This is a genomic window from Bryocella elongata, from assembly GCF_900108185.1.
GTDB classification, from domain to species: Bacteria; Acidobacteriota; Terriglobia; order Terriglobales; family Acidobacteriaceae; genus Granulicella; species Granulicella elongata.
The window spans coordinates 1-14,827 of the sequence record NZ_FNVA01000010.1; the positions used below are offsets into that span (position 1 = coordinate 1).

Annotated in this window: 8 protein-coding genes and 1 pseudogene; 3 read left to right on the top strand and 6 right to left on the bottom strand. The window is 57.9% G+C overall.

The features are described 5' to 3' along the window. Window positions 1-68: 68 nt before the first annotated feature. Window positions 69-845 carry an ArdC family protein gene (locus C4S68_RS22025; protein ID WP_235011795.1) on the bottom strand — a complete coding sequence of 259 codons (777 nt, stop codon included), beginning with the start codon at window positions 843-845 and terminating at the stop codon, window positions 69-71. A 394-nt stretch (window positions 846-1,239) separates the two neighbouring features. Between C4S68_RS22025 and C4S68_RS22030 the strand changes: the two genes are divergently transcribed. Together C4S68_RS22030 and C4S68_RS22035 are read left to right on the top strand one after the other, a co-directional pair. Then, window positions 1,240-2,286, top strand: a complete 1,047-nt coding sequence (locus tag C4S68_RS22030; RefSeq protein WP_103935292.1) for a PDDEXK nuclease domain-containing protein — start codon at window positions 1,240-1,242, stop codon at window positions 2,284-2,286. A gap of 464 nt (window positions 2,287-2,750) precedes the next feature. Continuing rightward, entirely contained in the window at window positions 2,751-3,821 is a 1,071-nt protein-coding gene (locus C4S68_RS22035; protein WP_235011796.1) for a hypothetical protein, read from the top strand. Window positions 3,822-3,874: 53 nt separating this feature from the next. Here C4S68_RS22035 and C4S68_RS24055 read toward each other — a convergent pair. The 4 genes and pseudogenes from C4S68_RS24055 to C4S68_RS22055 form a co-directional block, all read right to left on the bottom strand. After that, window positions 3,875-4,009, bottom strand: a pseudogene (locus C4S68_RS24055) (hypothetical protein); the annotation flags it as partial. Between the two features lie 141 nt (window positions 4,010-4,150). Further along, window positions 4,151-4,864, bottom strand: a complete 714-nt coding sequence (locus C4S68_RS22045) for a hypothetical protein (protein ID WP_103935293.1) — start codon at window positions 4,862-4,864, stop codon at window positions 4,151-4,153. Between the two features lie 89 nt (window positions 4,865-4,953). Then, window positions 4,954-5,679, bottom strand: coding sequence for a DUF2026 family protein (locus C4S68_RS22050; RefSeq protein WP_146072275.1), 726 nt, complete (start codon window positions 5,677-5,679; stop codon window positions 4,954-4,956). Further along, the gene (locus C4S68_RS22055) at window positions 5,657-7,243 is read right to left on the bottom strand and encodes a hypothetical protein (RefSeq protein WP_160115285.1); all 1,587 of its coding nucleotides are present in this window, start codon (window positions 7,241-7,243) and stop codon (window positions 5,657-5,659) included. Before C4S68_RS22055 ends, C4S68_RS22050 begins: the two co-directional genes overlap by 23 nt. A gap of 314 nt (window positions 7,244-7,557) precedes the next feature. Here C4S68_RS22055 and C4S68_RS22060 point away from each other — a divergent pair, with 314 nt between their 5' ends. After that, a complete protein-coding gene (locus C4S68_RS22060) occupies window positions 7,558-9,828 on the top strand; it encodes a toll/interleukin-1 receptor domain-containing protein (RefSeq protein ID WP_146072277.1) in 2,271 nt (756 codons plus the stop codon). Window positions 9,829-9,861: 33 nt separating this feature from the next. Here the strand turns inward: C4S68_RS22060 and C4S68_RS22065 are convergent, their stop codons facing one another. Continuing rightward, a complete protein-coding gene (locus C4S68_RS22065; protein ID WP_103935297.1) occupies window positions 9,862-14,766 on the bottom strand; it encodes a hypothetical protein in 4,905 nt (1,634 codons plus the stop codon). Window positions 14,767-14,827: the final 61 nt, after the last annotated feature.

Consider the following 14,827-nt stretch of genomic DNA (forward strand, 5'->3'; position numbering starts at 1 on the left):
CTAGCCCAGCTTATGTGACGTTGGGCAACGCCAATCCCCAGCGTTCATAAGACCTCAGCGGCTGAACGTCACATAACTGCGAAGACAACATAATCGGCACTCGCGGAACCTGTCACCAACCCAACGGCCTTGCCAACCACAAAGGCCACGGCCTCGGCTTCTGTCTCTCGTACCGTCTTTGTGGTTGCGGTGCGGCGTTCGGCCTTGTGCAGGAGTTCGTGCGCCGTTTCATGGACAAGCGTGGCGAAGGTTTCGGCCTTCGATTGTCCGGGCAGGATGGCGATGCGTCCGCCGTAGCTCATGCCGAGAGCGGGGGCAATATTGGGGTTATAGACAAGCTGAATGCCTTTGCTCTGGACGAACGCGGCCAGCCTGTCCAAGTTCTCGCCGGGGTCGCCGCAGACCTCGCGCACCTCCGGCAGGTCTAGGCCATCCGTCTGCGAAATATCGAAGACGTAGGCATTGCGGAATCCCAAAAGAACCCGCTCGTTCTGCTTCGTAATGTCCTTATTGGCTTCCTCGTCCTTCTTGCGGCGAACGCCGACAATGGGAGCAAGAATGCGGATGCCTTTTTGTCCGGCCTTCACAGAACGGCCTAAGTTCTTCCACGTCCAGAACCCGGCCACGCGGGTGGCCTGCGGCATTTGCCGCGCGATCTCCAAGACGTTCCCGAAGGAATACGAATGAAAGCGGCTCATGGCGGTGAGGTAGTTGGTGAGGGCTTCAGAGTGTCCTGCCTCCAACTGCTCAATCAGCAGCTTGATGTTGGCGGCGATGAGTTCCTGTTTGGTGGAAGGTTTCTTGCTGTCGATGGCGGTGATGGTGGTATTGGCGTTGCTGCTCATGGTGGCTTCTCCTTGTCGGCATTTGCTTTTGCACGTCCGCGTTGAAACGCGGCATGTACATGCCGAACGCCTCCTGGCGAAGGCGGGGGTAGCAAACGGAAAGGTCTTCGAGCGGAGCTTTTTGGGGGGACCGCGCTTGAGCGTGGGGGAGCCAAAACCCGGCGGGCGAACGGCCTTGCAGAGCGCGGGGGGCAGAGCCCACTAGCAAAGCTTGGTTTCCTTATGGGTGCGCGTCAGCGCACAGGATTGTCAGGGTCGCGTTGCGGCAGGAACAGGCCGCTGGGGAGGGTGGCGGAAGACGCTGGAAGCGACTGGAGACAGGAGAGGGGCGTAGCCCCTCCCTCCGTAGAGCGCCTTTGCTATCGACCCTTCGCTATCATGGATCAGGAAGACCATGCCCTCGTCTGAGCCCAATCCGTCTCGTTTGAGCACTCCATCCGGAAAGGAATCCATCTTTTCGGAGATTGTGCAGCTCATTGCAGATTCTCAAGAAAAAGCGCTTCGAGCGGTCAACACGGTTCTGATCGATCTTTATTGGAGGGTCGGGGAGATCATCAGTGGAAAGATAGCCTCTTCGGAATGGGGCGATGGCGTCGTGCGGCAACTCGCGGAATATATCGCGCGGACGCAACCCGGACTCCGTGGTTTTACGCGGGCCAACCTGTTTCGGATGCGGCAGTTCTACGAGACTTATCGGGACGATGAGAAAGTCGTACCACTGGTACGACAATTGCCGTGGTCGCACCACCTGCTCATCCTCGGCCAGAGCAAGCGCGCCGAAGAGCGCGAGTTTTATATCCGAACCGCCATTCAGGAAGGCTGGAGCAAACGGGAGCTGGAACGGCAGTTGGACAGCGCACTCTTTGCACGGGTCGTCCTCAGTCCGCCAAAAGTCTCACCGGCGGTGCGACAATTCCATCCCGAGGCCGTAAGCATCTTCAAAGATGCCTACAACCTGGAATTTCTGGGGCTGCCGGAGGTCCACGCCGAAGCGGATCTGCATGGTGCCCTGCTCGACAAGCTAAAAGACTTTTTGATCGAGTTGGGCCGGGACTTCTGTTTCGTCGGTTCGGAGTATCCGTTACAGGTGGGCGGGCAGGACTTCGCGCTCGATCTGCTGTTCTTCCATCGTGGGTTGAACTGCCTGGTCGCCATCGAGCTGAAGATCAATGCGTTCCGCCCGGAGTACCTGGGCAAGCTTGACTTCTATCTGGAGGCGCTGGACAGGACGGTTCGCAAGAACCATGAACAGCCTTCGATTGGTCTGCTGCTCTGCGCGAGCAAGAACGATGAGGTCGTGGAGTACGCCCTGAGCCGCAGTCTCTCCCCGGCACTGGTCGCGGAATATCAGACCCAACTGCCGGATAAGAAGCTGCTGCAAGCGAAACTGCATGAGTTCTACGAACAACGGGTAGCTTCTGTCTCCGATCCGGACGCGTAGTCCCCGGCGGTAATCCTGTTCCTGCACCAGCGAACGAGCCAGCCGCCTTCAAATCCACTCCATTGCATTTTCCAGCTCGAACCGGGATCATAGATACGGGACGGGTACGCACCGTCCTGGGTGTCGAAACCCAAGCAGAAACACCGTGCGCTGGCGACAGTCACGGGACGAATTCCCAACGCCTTTGCGTCGGGGAGCCATGGACGTATGTCCAGGCTTCACGGCTAAAGGTCCATGGAACCGCGTGTTTCTGCCGGTTTTCGAACTCCCCGACGAGGGTTTACAAGGGCTGTTTGCGGGGGCGCACCGCAGACGTTTTTCCCGGCCTCGGATTGGAGGAGTATGCTGATCCGGTCTGTCCCGGTAGAACCCCTTTTGCCTCGGCTCGCTGGCACGCGGATGCTTTCCGCCGTTGCTGACGCTTTGTCTGCCCTGATCTTTCTCCGGCTGGAGAACAAGGATGGATGGCAATGGATCTCGTGCGTGAACTGATCTTCGATGTGGGTGCGCAAGCGGAACTTCCACTGCCAAGCCGATGCACCGTCGATGTCTCCTGCCTGGGACAACCGGAAGTGCAAGAGGCTGTGTCCTTCGCCCTAGAAGAAAGCCTGTATGTAGCGGCTTACGCGGGAATCGACCTGAAGGCGCTCGACGGCATTACGGTAGCGCCTGACTGCCGCGCTGCGGCCTGCGCTCTCCAGAATATGCCTGAAGGACAAGTGCCTCTCGAATTGAGCCCGCAGCCGGAATCGATGGAACTGGCGAGGACAGCGGCGGTTCGTCGTGACGGTGAATTGAAGTTCCACATTGTTGTGCGCCCCGGCCTCAGCGTTATGGCGATCTCACCGGACAAAGCGATGCAGCGGCTTGCACAAGCGTGCATCGCCCACGAAGCCGCTCACGTCGAGCACGAAAGCCATCTTTATCGCACCTTCCCCGAGAGCTATGGAAAGCCTCTGGAGTGCGGCGACCGCTCTCGGCAGACCTTCCTCAAGGCGATGGACGTATGGAGCGAGTATGCAGCCTGCCGATCTTCCGCAGCGTTCCGGCCCGAGGCGGTCGAAGAGTTTGAAGAAATCTTCTGTCGCGCCGTCGAAGACTGCTCCGGCAAGGCTTTGGAACAGATCAAGGCTTACCGCGAGGGTCGCGGTGCCGCTCTTGTCTTCCGCGAACTCCAACAGATATTCGGCGACGTGTTCATCTATGGGGGCTATCTGTTGGGCCATGTTCATGGCCTGGAGACAAATCTCTCCAAACACCTCGCCAGCCACGAAAGCGAACTTCTCCGCAACCCGAAACTCGCGGATTTAGTGTTCCGACTGGAGCGTCTTTTGGAAAAGCTCTGGCTGACCGAATTTGCATGGGACTCGATTGAAGTCTTCGCCCCGATCTACGACCTCATCTGCGAACTGATGGCGCAGCATGGGATGATGTTTGTCCGACATGAAGAAGAATGGAAGATCGTCATGTACGAAGACGAAACGGCACTCGAAGCTGCGCGGAGAGCTCTGTCTCGCTGGCAAAAGTCTGATTGAACTCCCTGCACACTATCGGTATCTAAAAGCTCTAACGCAAACGTCGCTTGATACAGCCGCTTCACCGCGTCTGCCGGCACGGAAAAAGGTGGCCCCTCTGTGCAGGCTTGGTCGTACTCATAGCAGATCAGAAGCTGCCTCTGCGCTCGGGCGAGGTGTGTCAGATGGCGTGCATATTGGTCGCGCAAACCTGCTGGCCGTGCGCGAGGGGGAGGTGAGCCAAGCTAGTTGGCTACCAAGAGCAGAGAGAAACAAGGCGTGGGACCCCTGCCGTTTTGCAAGGAAACATGAGGAGCTACAGCACCGCCCTTTGAACCGAACTCTCCACTTTAACTTCTGGGCGCAACGTCGATTCGCTTTCCCACTTCGTTCAAAAACAGGAACTCCTGGCCCATCTTGGTAATGAAGAGGACGCCGTCTACGCCGTCGAGCGATTCCACGTCGCCATGCTTTTCAAGCTTGTTCACGATCTGCTGGTAGTCAGATTCCATCAAATAAATGGATTGTGCGAACCAATTCACGACGTACGCAATGAGTTTGACTTCACAGTGCAGCTGCTCGGCCGAGATCGCAAGTTGCCTTGAGGCTTTCGTCGCATGCTCTCTGACCTTTTCATAGAGTTGATCTTCAAAGAACAGCTCTTCACGACCGCGGCTTTGCTTGGTAACGGCCTTGACTTCTACGCATACCTTGATGCCAGCGAACATCGCCGTAATATCTGCACCTTGCTGGCCCTTGATCGGCGCAACTAAGGTCAACTCCGTGAAGCCTCTCAGCCGGAGCGCTTCGACTACACGCAGGATCGCAATGCCGCCTTCCAGGTTGGCGGCATCGCAGGAGCTGAAGTTAAACTCGCTTTTTCTGCGCAGTTGCTCTTTAGTAAGCCTCAATGCGGTCAGCACATTGGCGAAAAGGACCTCATAACGATCCAGAATCGCGCTGACCTCATCCTCGGGAAAGTTGATTGGGTCTTCACAGGAAGAGACATACCGGCCGAGCATAAAGGCAGTCAGAGGGTGTACAGACGGATCTACACAGACCATTGCGCGCTCCTTGATTTGATTCGATACTTCTGCATGCCTGCCTACGATCAGCCGTTTTCACACGACCTTGAAGCGACCCGTCATTCGCATTACCACAGGCCTCTGATTCCGATGTCTTTCCTACGCAGTGTGGTCACTTTCCCTCGATCATCTCGTATCTGGAACTCACTCTGTATTTTCTTCGGGGGGCGTTGATACCAAGTCGTGCAGATGCGCGACAAGTCTGTAAGCATGGGCCTTTCCAGGAAGGTCTTGAACATATTCGTCTGGCAAACTTCGTCAGGTATGAGCAAGAACGTTCCCGCGGCATCTCCCCTAGCGGGTAAGCTCAGCGACATCGAAGCAAGTGAGCGGATGAAGGCCCGTCGCGGGATCGTGATCGATGGATCAATCTCGGCAACATTGTCTGGGAACAGCGGAGACAGGAAATCGATCGCGTACCCTTTGCATTCGATCCAGGAATGAAAACCATCGAGACCCGCTTGGATGCTCCCACCGCGACGCTCAGCAAAAGCAAGTGGCTCAAGGTCCGGGCTGAGACAAAAGAATGCGGCTCCACTGACCGGTTCGGCCTTCAGGCGATAGTGTTCGCGCAAGATGTATGCACCAAGCATCGTAAAGAGATTGCAGGCGTGCGGTAGATCACAATGCTCTTCCAGCACGCAGGAGATGATGCTGAAGATCCGGCAAAAGTCGAGAAAGCCGATGGGCGGACGTTGAGCCGATGTTCGAATTGGAGCCTCCCTGATGGACTTTATCAGCCTAACTGCCGAGATTGTTCCCCGCGTATGGCTATGGAGCTTCAGTTTCCTGATCGGCGCTCACGCGCCGAATCTCCGCTTCGAGTGGAAGGCCTTCGCTAGGAGTCCAGGTTGACACCGGCTTCACTTTCGATCCGATGTGTATGGGAGGCCAGTCACTGAAGAACCAAGCTTCCGGATAGATACTCTTCTTCCAGTGTTCGGTCTTCTGGATCGTCCAACTTCTTTGGCTTACGACACGAAATCCGCAAAATTTTGTTTCATAGACAAAGGCTTCAGCAGTGCACTCCACCCAGATTTCGATGCCAATAGCTTTCCAGTTCAGCACCAGAGGAATTCGTGCTTCTACCGGCTCAGTCGGCAGTTTCTTTTTGGGATTCCGCGCTCCGGGACCGATGACGAAGCCAGGCAGAATGTGCGCCAGGGTGGCACCCTTGAGCAGCAGTTGATCGAGGACGAACAATGTTCGAGCGAACTCTTCGTCAAGAAGATCAGAAAGTTGAAAATCTGAAGAGCTAATCTCGAGGCCCTCCGCCAGGAGTAAGTATGCCTCGACGGCTGGACCGATGGTCTGAGCACTCGTGCCGAACGTTGCGAGGGGAAAAGGCTTACCCTGCCCGATACAAAGAGAGGCGCCGGGCTTGAGTAGAGAAAAGAAGCGAAAAGTGGCCTTATTCAGGGGATGCGCAAATTTCGGTGCAAAGATTGTCGACTCCACGAAGTGCACGTAACCGTTCTTCGTCTTTCGCGCAGAGGAGAGCGTCAATCGGAGGCCGGCTTCGTGAACGAGTGCCCACTCGTCTCCGAATTGGCGGAGGGCGAATATCTGCTTCGCCGTATCTGCTCCCGAGGTGAGCGTGACAGTCTCAACACTTTCAGCGGCTCCCAAGATAGTGACTTGTCTGCTTCGGGTTTGTGCAATGAGCCTTCTAATCTCCTCGTGGAAATCGACTCCAACGGTATTTGGGTCGATCAGTCCATCCTCGAAAATCTGTGCTCTCACGCTTGCGTGTGCTTCCGGACGGATCGAAAACACATCATTGATGGACGGCACGCGGACATGCGAAGTCGTCGCTTGTGAGCCGGAAACCACTTCGACATCAGACCCTGGAATTGCGCGGTGGATTCGCTGTTTGAGCAGATATACCCTGAGCTGAGCCTGACGAAATGAATTCGTGATGTCCGGAAGTGCCTCCTCAAATGCCTTGGGATCATTCGACATTTGGTCAAAGTTAAAAGATGTGCTTTTGTCTTTTGTCGCTAAAAAATCCAGGAGCAGGTCGATCACCGTTTCATCGAGGAATCGAAAGTAGACCTCTTCCGTGGCCAGCAAGACGCCAATGAGGCAGGTAGCCTGCGCTTGGCGCAACAGATCCATTGCGTCTTTCCTGTCGAGTTTGAGGTTCGGATTAGGTGAGTCGGCAACCGTCTTGACCTGCGCGCCGATCATGGAGCCGGTACCTTCCCAGGATTCTGATTGATCAACCGGAGCCAATACTTGGCAGAGGTAGTCCACTCCGATGTCTGTCTTGGCCTTTGTAGCCGCTAGCCGGTGCTTGGACGCCCAGTACGCGAAATATTCCTCGCCCTGATTCCCAGTCTGGTTGCTCTTCGACATCCTCTTCCCGCGATCTTTACTCATTCGTGATGCCCCATCTACTTTTCGAATCGACCCGCAAGGCTGCCATCGGCGGCCCCCATTCATTCTAGGAGAGCTTCCGCAGGAGCAGTGGGGAGCTCCTCGATCAATCTCAACTTAGCGAGTTTCGGTTGTTGAGGAGTAACTTGAAAGACGATTCGAACTCATTCAGAGTTCAGGACGCTGTTCGATTCCGGTCGAAGCCGGATAAAGCCCCGCACGCGTGCCCGACCCGGCGGAGGCTCATATTGAGGAAGCTAACCGTCTGCGAGCATGATCTGAGGGAGCACCGCGTGCTTAACGTCATTTTCGGGGCAGGGATCGGCGACAATAGTGATATGCCCCTTGACCCTGTGAAAGTCGATGTCGCGCAGAGAATGACCACTCGCTTTCTGAACATGCGACAGCCAAGCCCGCGAAAACCGCTGGCCGTTCTCATCCGGGATGGGGGGATTCTTGATGAAATGGAAAACCGAAGCCTGGTGCGGGCAGAGATAAACCGGACGGAGTATTTCCCGACTCTCAGCACCTTCGCGATCCTCAACGAGGACGATCCCAAGTACGTCAAGGCCAGAGACGGAGTTCTCAAGGTTCTTCATACGCTGACGAACCTCTACGAGGTGGACGAATCTTCGACGCAGTACACGCTCGAGCAGCTGATCGAGCGGGCGCGAGCCAGGTACGATTCAATCGACCCCGATGAAATCAGCCTGGGACTCTATCTGGTGGTGGGCGAGTTCGGCGCCGTTCAGTCTTACGGCCGTTCTCCGGACGGCAGCCAGATAGCGTCCTTCACCATCGCCGAAGGAGTGCTGAAGATCGTCGATCCCGCCACGGCGTGGGCGCAACGTGCCGCTATCGCCCGCAACAGCGCCTCCGCGCCAGCTCCGACGTTCGAGGCACTCGCAAAGATGAAGTTTGACGATACTGTCTCCGAGATCTATGAGCCAGCCATCGAGCACAACCGAGGCTTAACGAGGCTGTATCAGAACGCCGGCATTGCGGAAGCTGGCAATTTTGCGCGGCAAGCTGCGGACGCCGTTCTAAAAGCCTTCCGGCAGGTTGAGCAGATTTTTCGGTCAACCTACCTGGACCGCTTCGCGCGTTGCCTTGATCCGTTGATGGAGATGCAGTTGAGGCAGATTCTCGAGGTCAGGCTGACGGAGCAGACTACGAGAGCACAGGGAGTCACTCGCAACCTCTGCATGTCGTTTGTTACCCCGATGTCGGACCGGTTTACCGCGATCGACGCGCAGGTGAAAGATGCCGGGGCCAGGATGAAAGAGCGCCTGAACAATGCGATCACACTCTATGCGGCGCAAGGATTTGCGCCAGGAGACGCCGAGGAGTGTTCAGAAGATGAATTTATGGAGCCGGAGACTTCAGAGGAGACCAGCGGCCCCAGGGTGTTTATCTCCTATGCCTGGGAATCGGAAGAGCTTAAGCGATGGGTGCTCGATTTCGCCAGAGGTCTGCGTGGCAAGGGGGTAAATGTGACGCTCGATCGTTGGGATCTCGGCTTGGGAGATAACCGGTTCCAGTTTATGGAGCAGTCTGTCACCCGCGCGGAGTTCGTGCTTGTGATCTGTACACCCACCTACGCTGAACGCTCGGAGGAACGTTCTGGCGGAGTCGGATACGAATCCAACATCATCACCAGTCGAATCGCGGAAAAGGCGGGTAAGCAGAAGTTCATCCCTGTTCTTCGGTCGGGAGACTGGAAAACCGCGGTTCCCGCCTGGCTCAAGTTCGCGGTTGGGTGCGACCTGAGCGGCGAGCCGTATCGGCAAGATCAATTCCATGAGCTCTTGAAGACTCTGCATCGAAAGAATGCGGCCGCCCCAGCCCTGGGTCCAGCGCCTGCGTTTGAGGAGGAAGAGGCGCCACAAGAAAGCATCATCAATGAGCCTGTCACGAAGGCATCGCGGTTTACCTGGCTCGACTTGCCGGAGGAGCTTTCGATAAAGGAGCACGAACTCCTGGACGCCGCAGTGCGTGATCACGATGAACAGATACGCCACACCAAGTCCAACGCCGATGAACTGCTCGTAGCAAACGGGAAGTCGTTCTTGGCGTCGGGTGGCCGCCGAGCAAAGGCCGCATGGTTAGCAGCATTGCGAGCTCTCGAACAGCGAGGTCTGATTGAACCTACGACGTCCGATCGATCTGCCTACCATGTAACGGATGCCGGGTACAGGACATCCGACAGACTAGGTGCCTTCACACGCTGGAAGACAAACGAAATCCTGCTTGAGGCCGTATACATGAATGCAGAGAAAGACTCGCTTACGATCAAGTGCTCGGGAGTCGTGGAAGTGCCTGCGACCTTCTACCCGGATGATGTCGGCGCGGATCGTCATGTCATGCGCAGCCTGAAACAGGATCGTTCTCTGTGGGTGGAGGGTGTCGCGCGGGGTGCAACTGACGGTATCAGATGGAAACCGACCGACGTGTCATTCACGAACGCGGAGACGGGCGAACGCGTTGAGTTCCGCGTCCGCGATATGACGACCCCAGAGGCTGGCTGCGTGCTGCTGGAGACCGTTCATCTAGTTCCAGGCTAGTCGAGTGTTAGCACTTTCCCGACCTGCGCCACTCTACCTAAATACTTCATCGACGCGGTAGGCCACGATCCTGGCCGACGGCCATCCCGCCGTAATGAACAAGTCGAGCAGCTCTCGGAGCACGCGAAGGCACTCCGGGTTCTTCTCGAAGATCGAGCGATGCTCCGCAATGTAGGTGCGGATGATCCGGACGACAAGGTCCACGGCCTGATCTTCAAAGTGATAGCGCCACAGCCTGCCTGCCAGCACCGCCTTGCCGACCAGGAGAAACACTCCGGCGGGGTCGACCGGGATGTACATCTCTAGTGTCTGGACCATGTGATGAACGAGATTCGGCGAGCCGATCTCCGCGAGGAGATTCCAGCTTGGCCCAAGAGCGGGATAGAGCTCCCTCTGCTCTGCGGTGGTCAGCTCTGGCGGCAAGCCATGACGTAGTTCCTGAAACGCTCCCGACGCATAGAAGAGCTCGGTGCTGCACGTGACGAGCAAACGTTCAAGATCATCAAACTGCGTTTCCTCCGCCTCCGTAGGCTTTTCACGCCGCAATCGCTTCGCAATGAGTTCGCGCAGCAACGGAACTGCCTTGCCTGTGATTTCGTTGAAGAGTTTCGCTGCCCGTTCTCTGGTGCGTAAGGCTCGCTCGGAGTGCGCGGGTTCGACGTACTGCAATGCGTTGCGGAGCGTGGGAAACATCTTGCCAGCCTCACGCGCCGTCGCCGGTATCCCTTCGACGATCCGATCAACTGTGACCTTCGCGGTCGGGTCGTCACGCCACAGGTAGCAGCAAGTGAGGCAGGCGATGCAGTGGTTTCTGACTTCCTCCGGCTTACCGAGAGCGGTGCCGGATTCGTCCAGCATCTTTGTCATCAGCGCCAAAGCGCGGTCCGGTAGTGCTCGCGCACACCGATCCAGGGCGGTAACGACTTCGAGCCGGACCCTGTAGCTTGGGTCAGATGACAGCAACTCGATCAACTCCCACATGGCCGCTGGAGCACGATCGTAAAGCAGCAACAATCTCCATGCGACTTGAAACCGCACGACGGGCAGACGGTCCAGGGCCAGGATGCGCAGGTTGGCGAGAATGCGCTCGACGTCGAAGCTGGGATTGGCGAGGAGGTAGAAGAGGCCTTCGGCGGCCTCGATCCTTCCGGGCAGGGAGCCCCAGCCGCCTTCGTAGTGTTCCGCGTCGGCACCGTCAGCCGGCCAGTGGGCTGTTACACCTTCATCCAGGATTCGCTGTACCAGCATGCCGAGGTCACTGGCAGCGTCCAACTCCGTAACCCGAGCGATCTTCGATGCCGCTTCGACGAGATAGCCATGCGCGGTATGAATCATGTCATCAGTAATAGCGGAAGGCTCGCAACTGCGAAGCGCGGCCTCAAGCGCCTTCAGCGCCGGCACGACCGCAAGGGCCGCATCGAGGTTGGGAGGGTCTCCATTGATCGAGTAATTGCCACAGAACCCGCGCACGGGCCGCAATAGGTCGACCAGGCGCTGATTCGCAGGGCCTTCTGTGGAGACACCTGCCATCTCATAGAACTGCTCGGGATCGATTGCGACGGCGCCGCCTTGCGCTCGGGGGTCCATCGGGGCGCCGGTGCGCAACCTGGAAGCAGCGCGTAGCTCTTCGATCCGTGTCCGAGACTGTTGCGTCACGATGGCATCGTCCTTCAGAGCGGCAAGATAGGTGTCGCGCCGGTGTTCTCCCCATCGCCGCCGCGGCTCGGGAAGGTTGCCGAGCGCTATGATGGCTTTCTCAATCCGCTCTCGCTCGTCCTGGGTGGACAGGGGGTGAAGCGCTTCGATGAACAGGTACACCTGCCGCTCCGTATCAGACGCTATGAGCAGTGGTTCGGCCGAGGCTGCGTCATGAATCTGCTGCGCGAGCACCGGGAACCTCGCAGCGAGTTCTAACAGTCGCCGCCATAACACTGCGTCTCTGGCGCCGGTGATGAGGTAGCGGACGAGCGCCGCCGTGAATTCAGCGAGCTCAGCGTCCTGCAAGCACTCCTGCAGATAGTGGAAGAAATGGTTCAGAATGGCATGGGCGTTCTCATCCATCCCGTAGCCCGTGTCCCAGATGTGGGAATGGTCTTCGCGAATGCCGGTAGCGATTCCAGCAACCGTAAATGGAACGACCTTCGACGTATCGCGGTGCTTCGTTCGGCACTCCCCTTCAACGATCGAGAAGAGCGCTTGCATTGCTGCGGATGGCGCTGCTTCCAGGAAGCGTCCGTATCTCTGTGCCAGCTCCCAGCGAGCGTGTTTGTAATCCTGCGCCCGGTTCGATAAAAAGCCCATCAGGCGGCTTTGGTTGAGTGACGTCCGATCGTCCGAGGTTTCCTGCCAGCCGAAAGTGGCTATGTAAAGATCGCGGACAAACGCAGGATGGAGCCTTGCGAGGCGAGCTACCTCCCGGGCCATTGGGTTGAGTTCTTCATGGCCGTACTGCATGAGGTGTTCGATTTCGAACGCCCTGCGAAGCAGCGCCGCTGACGCCTCTTTGTCGCTTCCAAAGGTAGTCACGACATTCTTAATCGCAGCTTTTGCCCACGGCCCGTTCCGATCTTCCGCGGACCAAACTCGGTCGAGGAGGGTGCGGGCTAACGTCCCTAAGCGATTCATTTGATCGAGGGTCTGCGTCCCCCATCTCTGGAGCGCCGAATCGAGCCACGATTGCACGTCCACGGCCTGGCTCGCATCGACGGGAATCAGGGCGTCCGCAGCAAGACCGAGCCAGGGCCCGGCGTCGGTGCCGAGATCGGGTCGATTATCGCTGGCGCCTGCTACGAGGACACCAACCAGATGGCGATAGGCTCGTGCAGCGCCGGGGGGCTGATCTTCGGGCGGCTTGCGGAGCTGCGCAGCGAGAGGCTCGACGTCCTCTGCTGCCTTTGCATTCGGGGCGACGATTCCCAGCGGACATGACTGTAAGAGGGCCGGCAGGCTCTCATTCGCACAGAGTCGGAAGGTCAAATCCCAGAAGAGGGCCTTGTCCGTCATCCAGAGTCGCTGGAACCTCATATGCAGGCTCGGGCGAAGCAGCAACGCCAGATCTGGCTGTGCTGCCATCAGCGCGAGAAAATCGTCCGGCTCGTGGGGAAGATAGAGCTCCGCCGCTCCGAAATCGAAGAGAACATTGTGTGCGAAGGCCAGGAGCTGCCGATTAGGACTGCTTGCCGACGATGCCTGCCACTCGCTGAGAACATTCAGGCTCAGCAGTTGTCGGAGCGGTTCTACGCCCCCACCTTCGAGCGCTTTCGCGCGGCTGGTGCGCAGGCGTCTGTTCGCTACCATGTCTGAGAGGCAGAGGCGCAACACCTGCTCGCGACTGTCACCATCAGGTACGACTGCGACCCTTCGCTTCCAGTACGCCTCAAGTAGCCCGACCTGATCACGCAGTGGTGAGAACTCTGCGGTTTCCATCCCGCTGTCGAGCAACTCTGCGGCAAGGCGCAGGTTGAATGGAACGCGAAGCAGCGCAATCATGTCCGCGTTTGCGCTCTCTTTCAATGTCTGTAGTGGCGTGGACCGCGAGCATATCGCGTCCAGCTCTTCGGCGGAGAACACGGGGACATTGATGTGGGTCACGTCGTAGAACTCCGTGTCGGTCAGCTCTGCCGCGACGTGGATCGCAGCCGTCGGGCGGAAGATCGCGCGGAGATCGGGGTTGTAGCGGAGGTCCCATTTGCGTACGCTCGCGACGACGTTCCAACGCGAGCCGTTCTTTAACTCCTGGATCAGCCCTAGGATGACTTCGCCGGCCGCCGCGCCCCTCGCTGCGTCCAGCGCATCGATGAGGATGATGCCTTTCCCGTTGCCGTCCCACGCCTTGATGACGTCGGTGAGTTTGTGCCTTAACCCGACTTCGGATTGCACCTGGGAGAGGTTAGTGAAATCGAGCCGGTCCACGGCGAAGCAGATGACATCGTAGCCCTGCTCCTGAAGCCGCCGGGCGGTGTCATAGGTCGCTCCCGACTTGCCTGCCCCAGGCTGACCGACAATCAGGGTCGATGTTTGCTCGGCAATGCGGATTAGTTCGGTGACTGCGAGCCGATCCGCCTTCAGCTCCTGTCCTCCGATCTGGATGCGGGATAGTCCCGCAAGGTGATCAAGCGTGCTCTTCGTATGCCGGCGCAGAGCCTCGATGTCGGCATCAAAGCTGGGAACCGCCTTGAGCGCGATATGATCGGCGCGCAGACTACGCCGCAGTCCTTCGAGGGTGAAACCCGTCTGCCGTGCTGCGCTCGTTCCGCAGATCGCGACAAGCGCGGTCCAGGCAAGATGTTCCTGGGAGCTGTCTTTGAGCACAAAGGCAGCAAGTTCCCCCTTCGCTCCGCTCTCATGAGTTTCGCCGTCGTCGGGATCGAGCACCTCCACATCGAAGAGTTTCAGGAAGAGCTTCTGCTCGTCGACGGTCGGCGCGGTTCCTGCGACGTTCTCCCATTCGCGATTGAGGAGCGTAACCAAGTCCGTCAGCGCTTCTTCCTCTTGGCGGTTCTTTGCGGCATCCATGATGGTCTGTTCGGGATGTAGTCCGCCGATTCGCTGAAGCGCATTTCGTAGGTGTGTTTTGATCGTCGCCGGGGAATCCGAAGACGTGACCAGCAGAAGACGATCCGAGTCGGGATTCAGCGCTCTCGACCAGGGGCGCTTGCCCGGCTCGACTGCGGACGCGATCTGCCGGACAGCTTGGTTCACCACGCTTTCGAGGTCTGAGCCGTCTCGCGCAGAAAGTGAGAGTTTTCGTTTGGCCTGCACGAACGCGAAACTGCCCTGATCGGTGCCTGCCAACGCGTCGTCGACGGCTTCGCCGGACTCTGTTGCGATATAGGTCAGCGTGCCACGTCCGAGGATCGGAGCGGCCGGTCGCTCGGCGAGCATCTTGGACGCCAGCCATGCCGTCACTTGATTCTGGTAGCGTGCCCCGCCCTGCATGGCAGCACCGCCTACCTGCCTTCTCTGTCCGACTGAGCGTGTTGTGCTGACTGCATTTGGC

Bases quoted from the DNA above. Each gene is read 5' to 3' on its own strand.
- C4S68_RS22025 (WP_235011795.1), bottom strand. From the start codon at position 845: ATGAGCAGCAACGCCAATACCACCATCACCGCCATCGACAGCAAGAAA.
- C4S68_RS22045 (WP_103935293.1), bottom strand. From the start codon at position 4,864: ATGGTCTGTGTAGATCCGTCTGTACACCCTCTGACTGCCTTTATGCTC.
- C4S68_RS22030 (WP_103935292.1), top strand. From the start codon at position 1,240: ATGCCCTCGTCTGAGCCCAATCCGTCTCGTTTGAGCACTCCATCCGGA.
- C4S68_RS22055 (WP_160115285.1), bottom strand. From the start codon at position 7,243: ATGTCGAAGAGCAACCAGACTGGGAATCAGGGCGAGGAATATTTCGCG.
- C4S68_RS22065 (WP_103935297.1), bottom strand. From the start codon at position 14,766: ATGCAGGGCGGGGCACGCTACCAGAATCAAGTGACGGCATGGCTGGCG.
- C4S68_RS22035 (WP_235011796.1), top strand. From the start codon at position 2,751: ATGGCAATGGATCTCGTGCGTGAACTGATCTTCGATGTGGGTGCGCAA.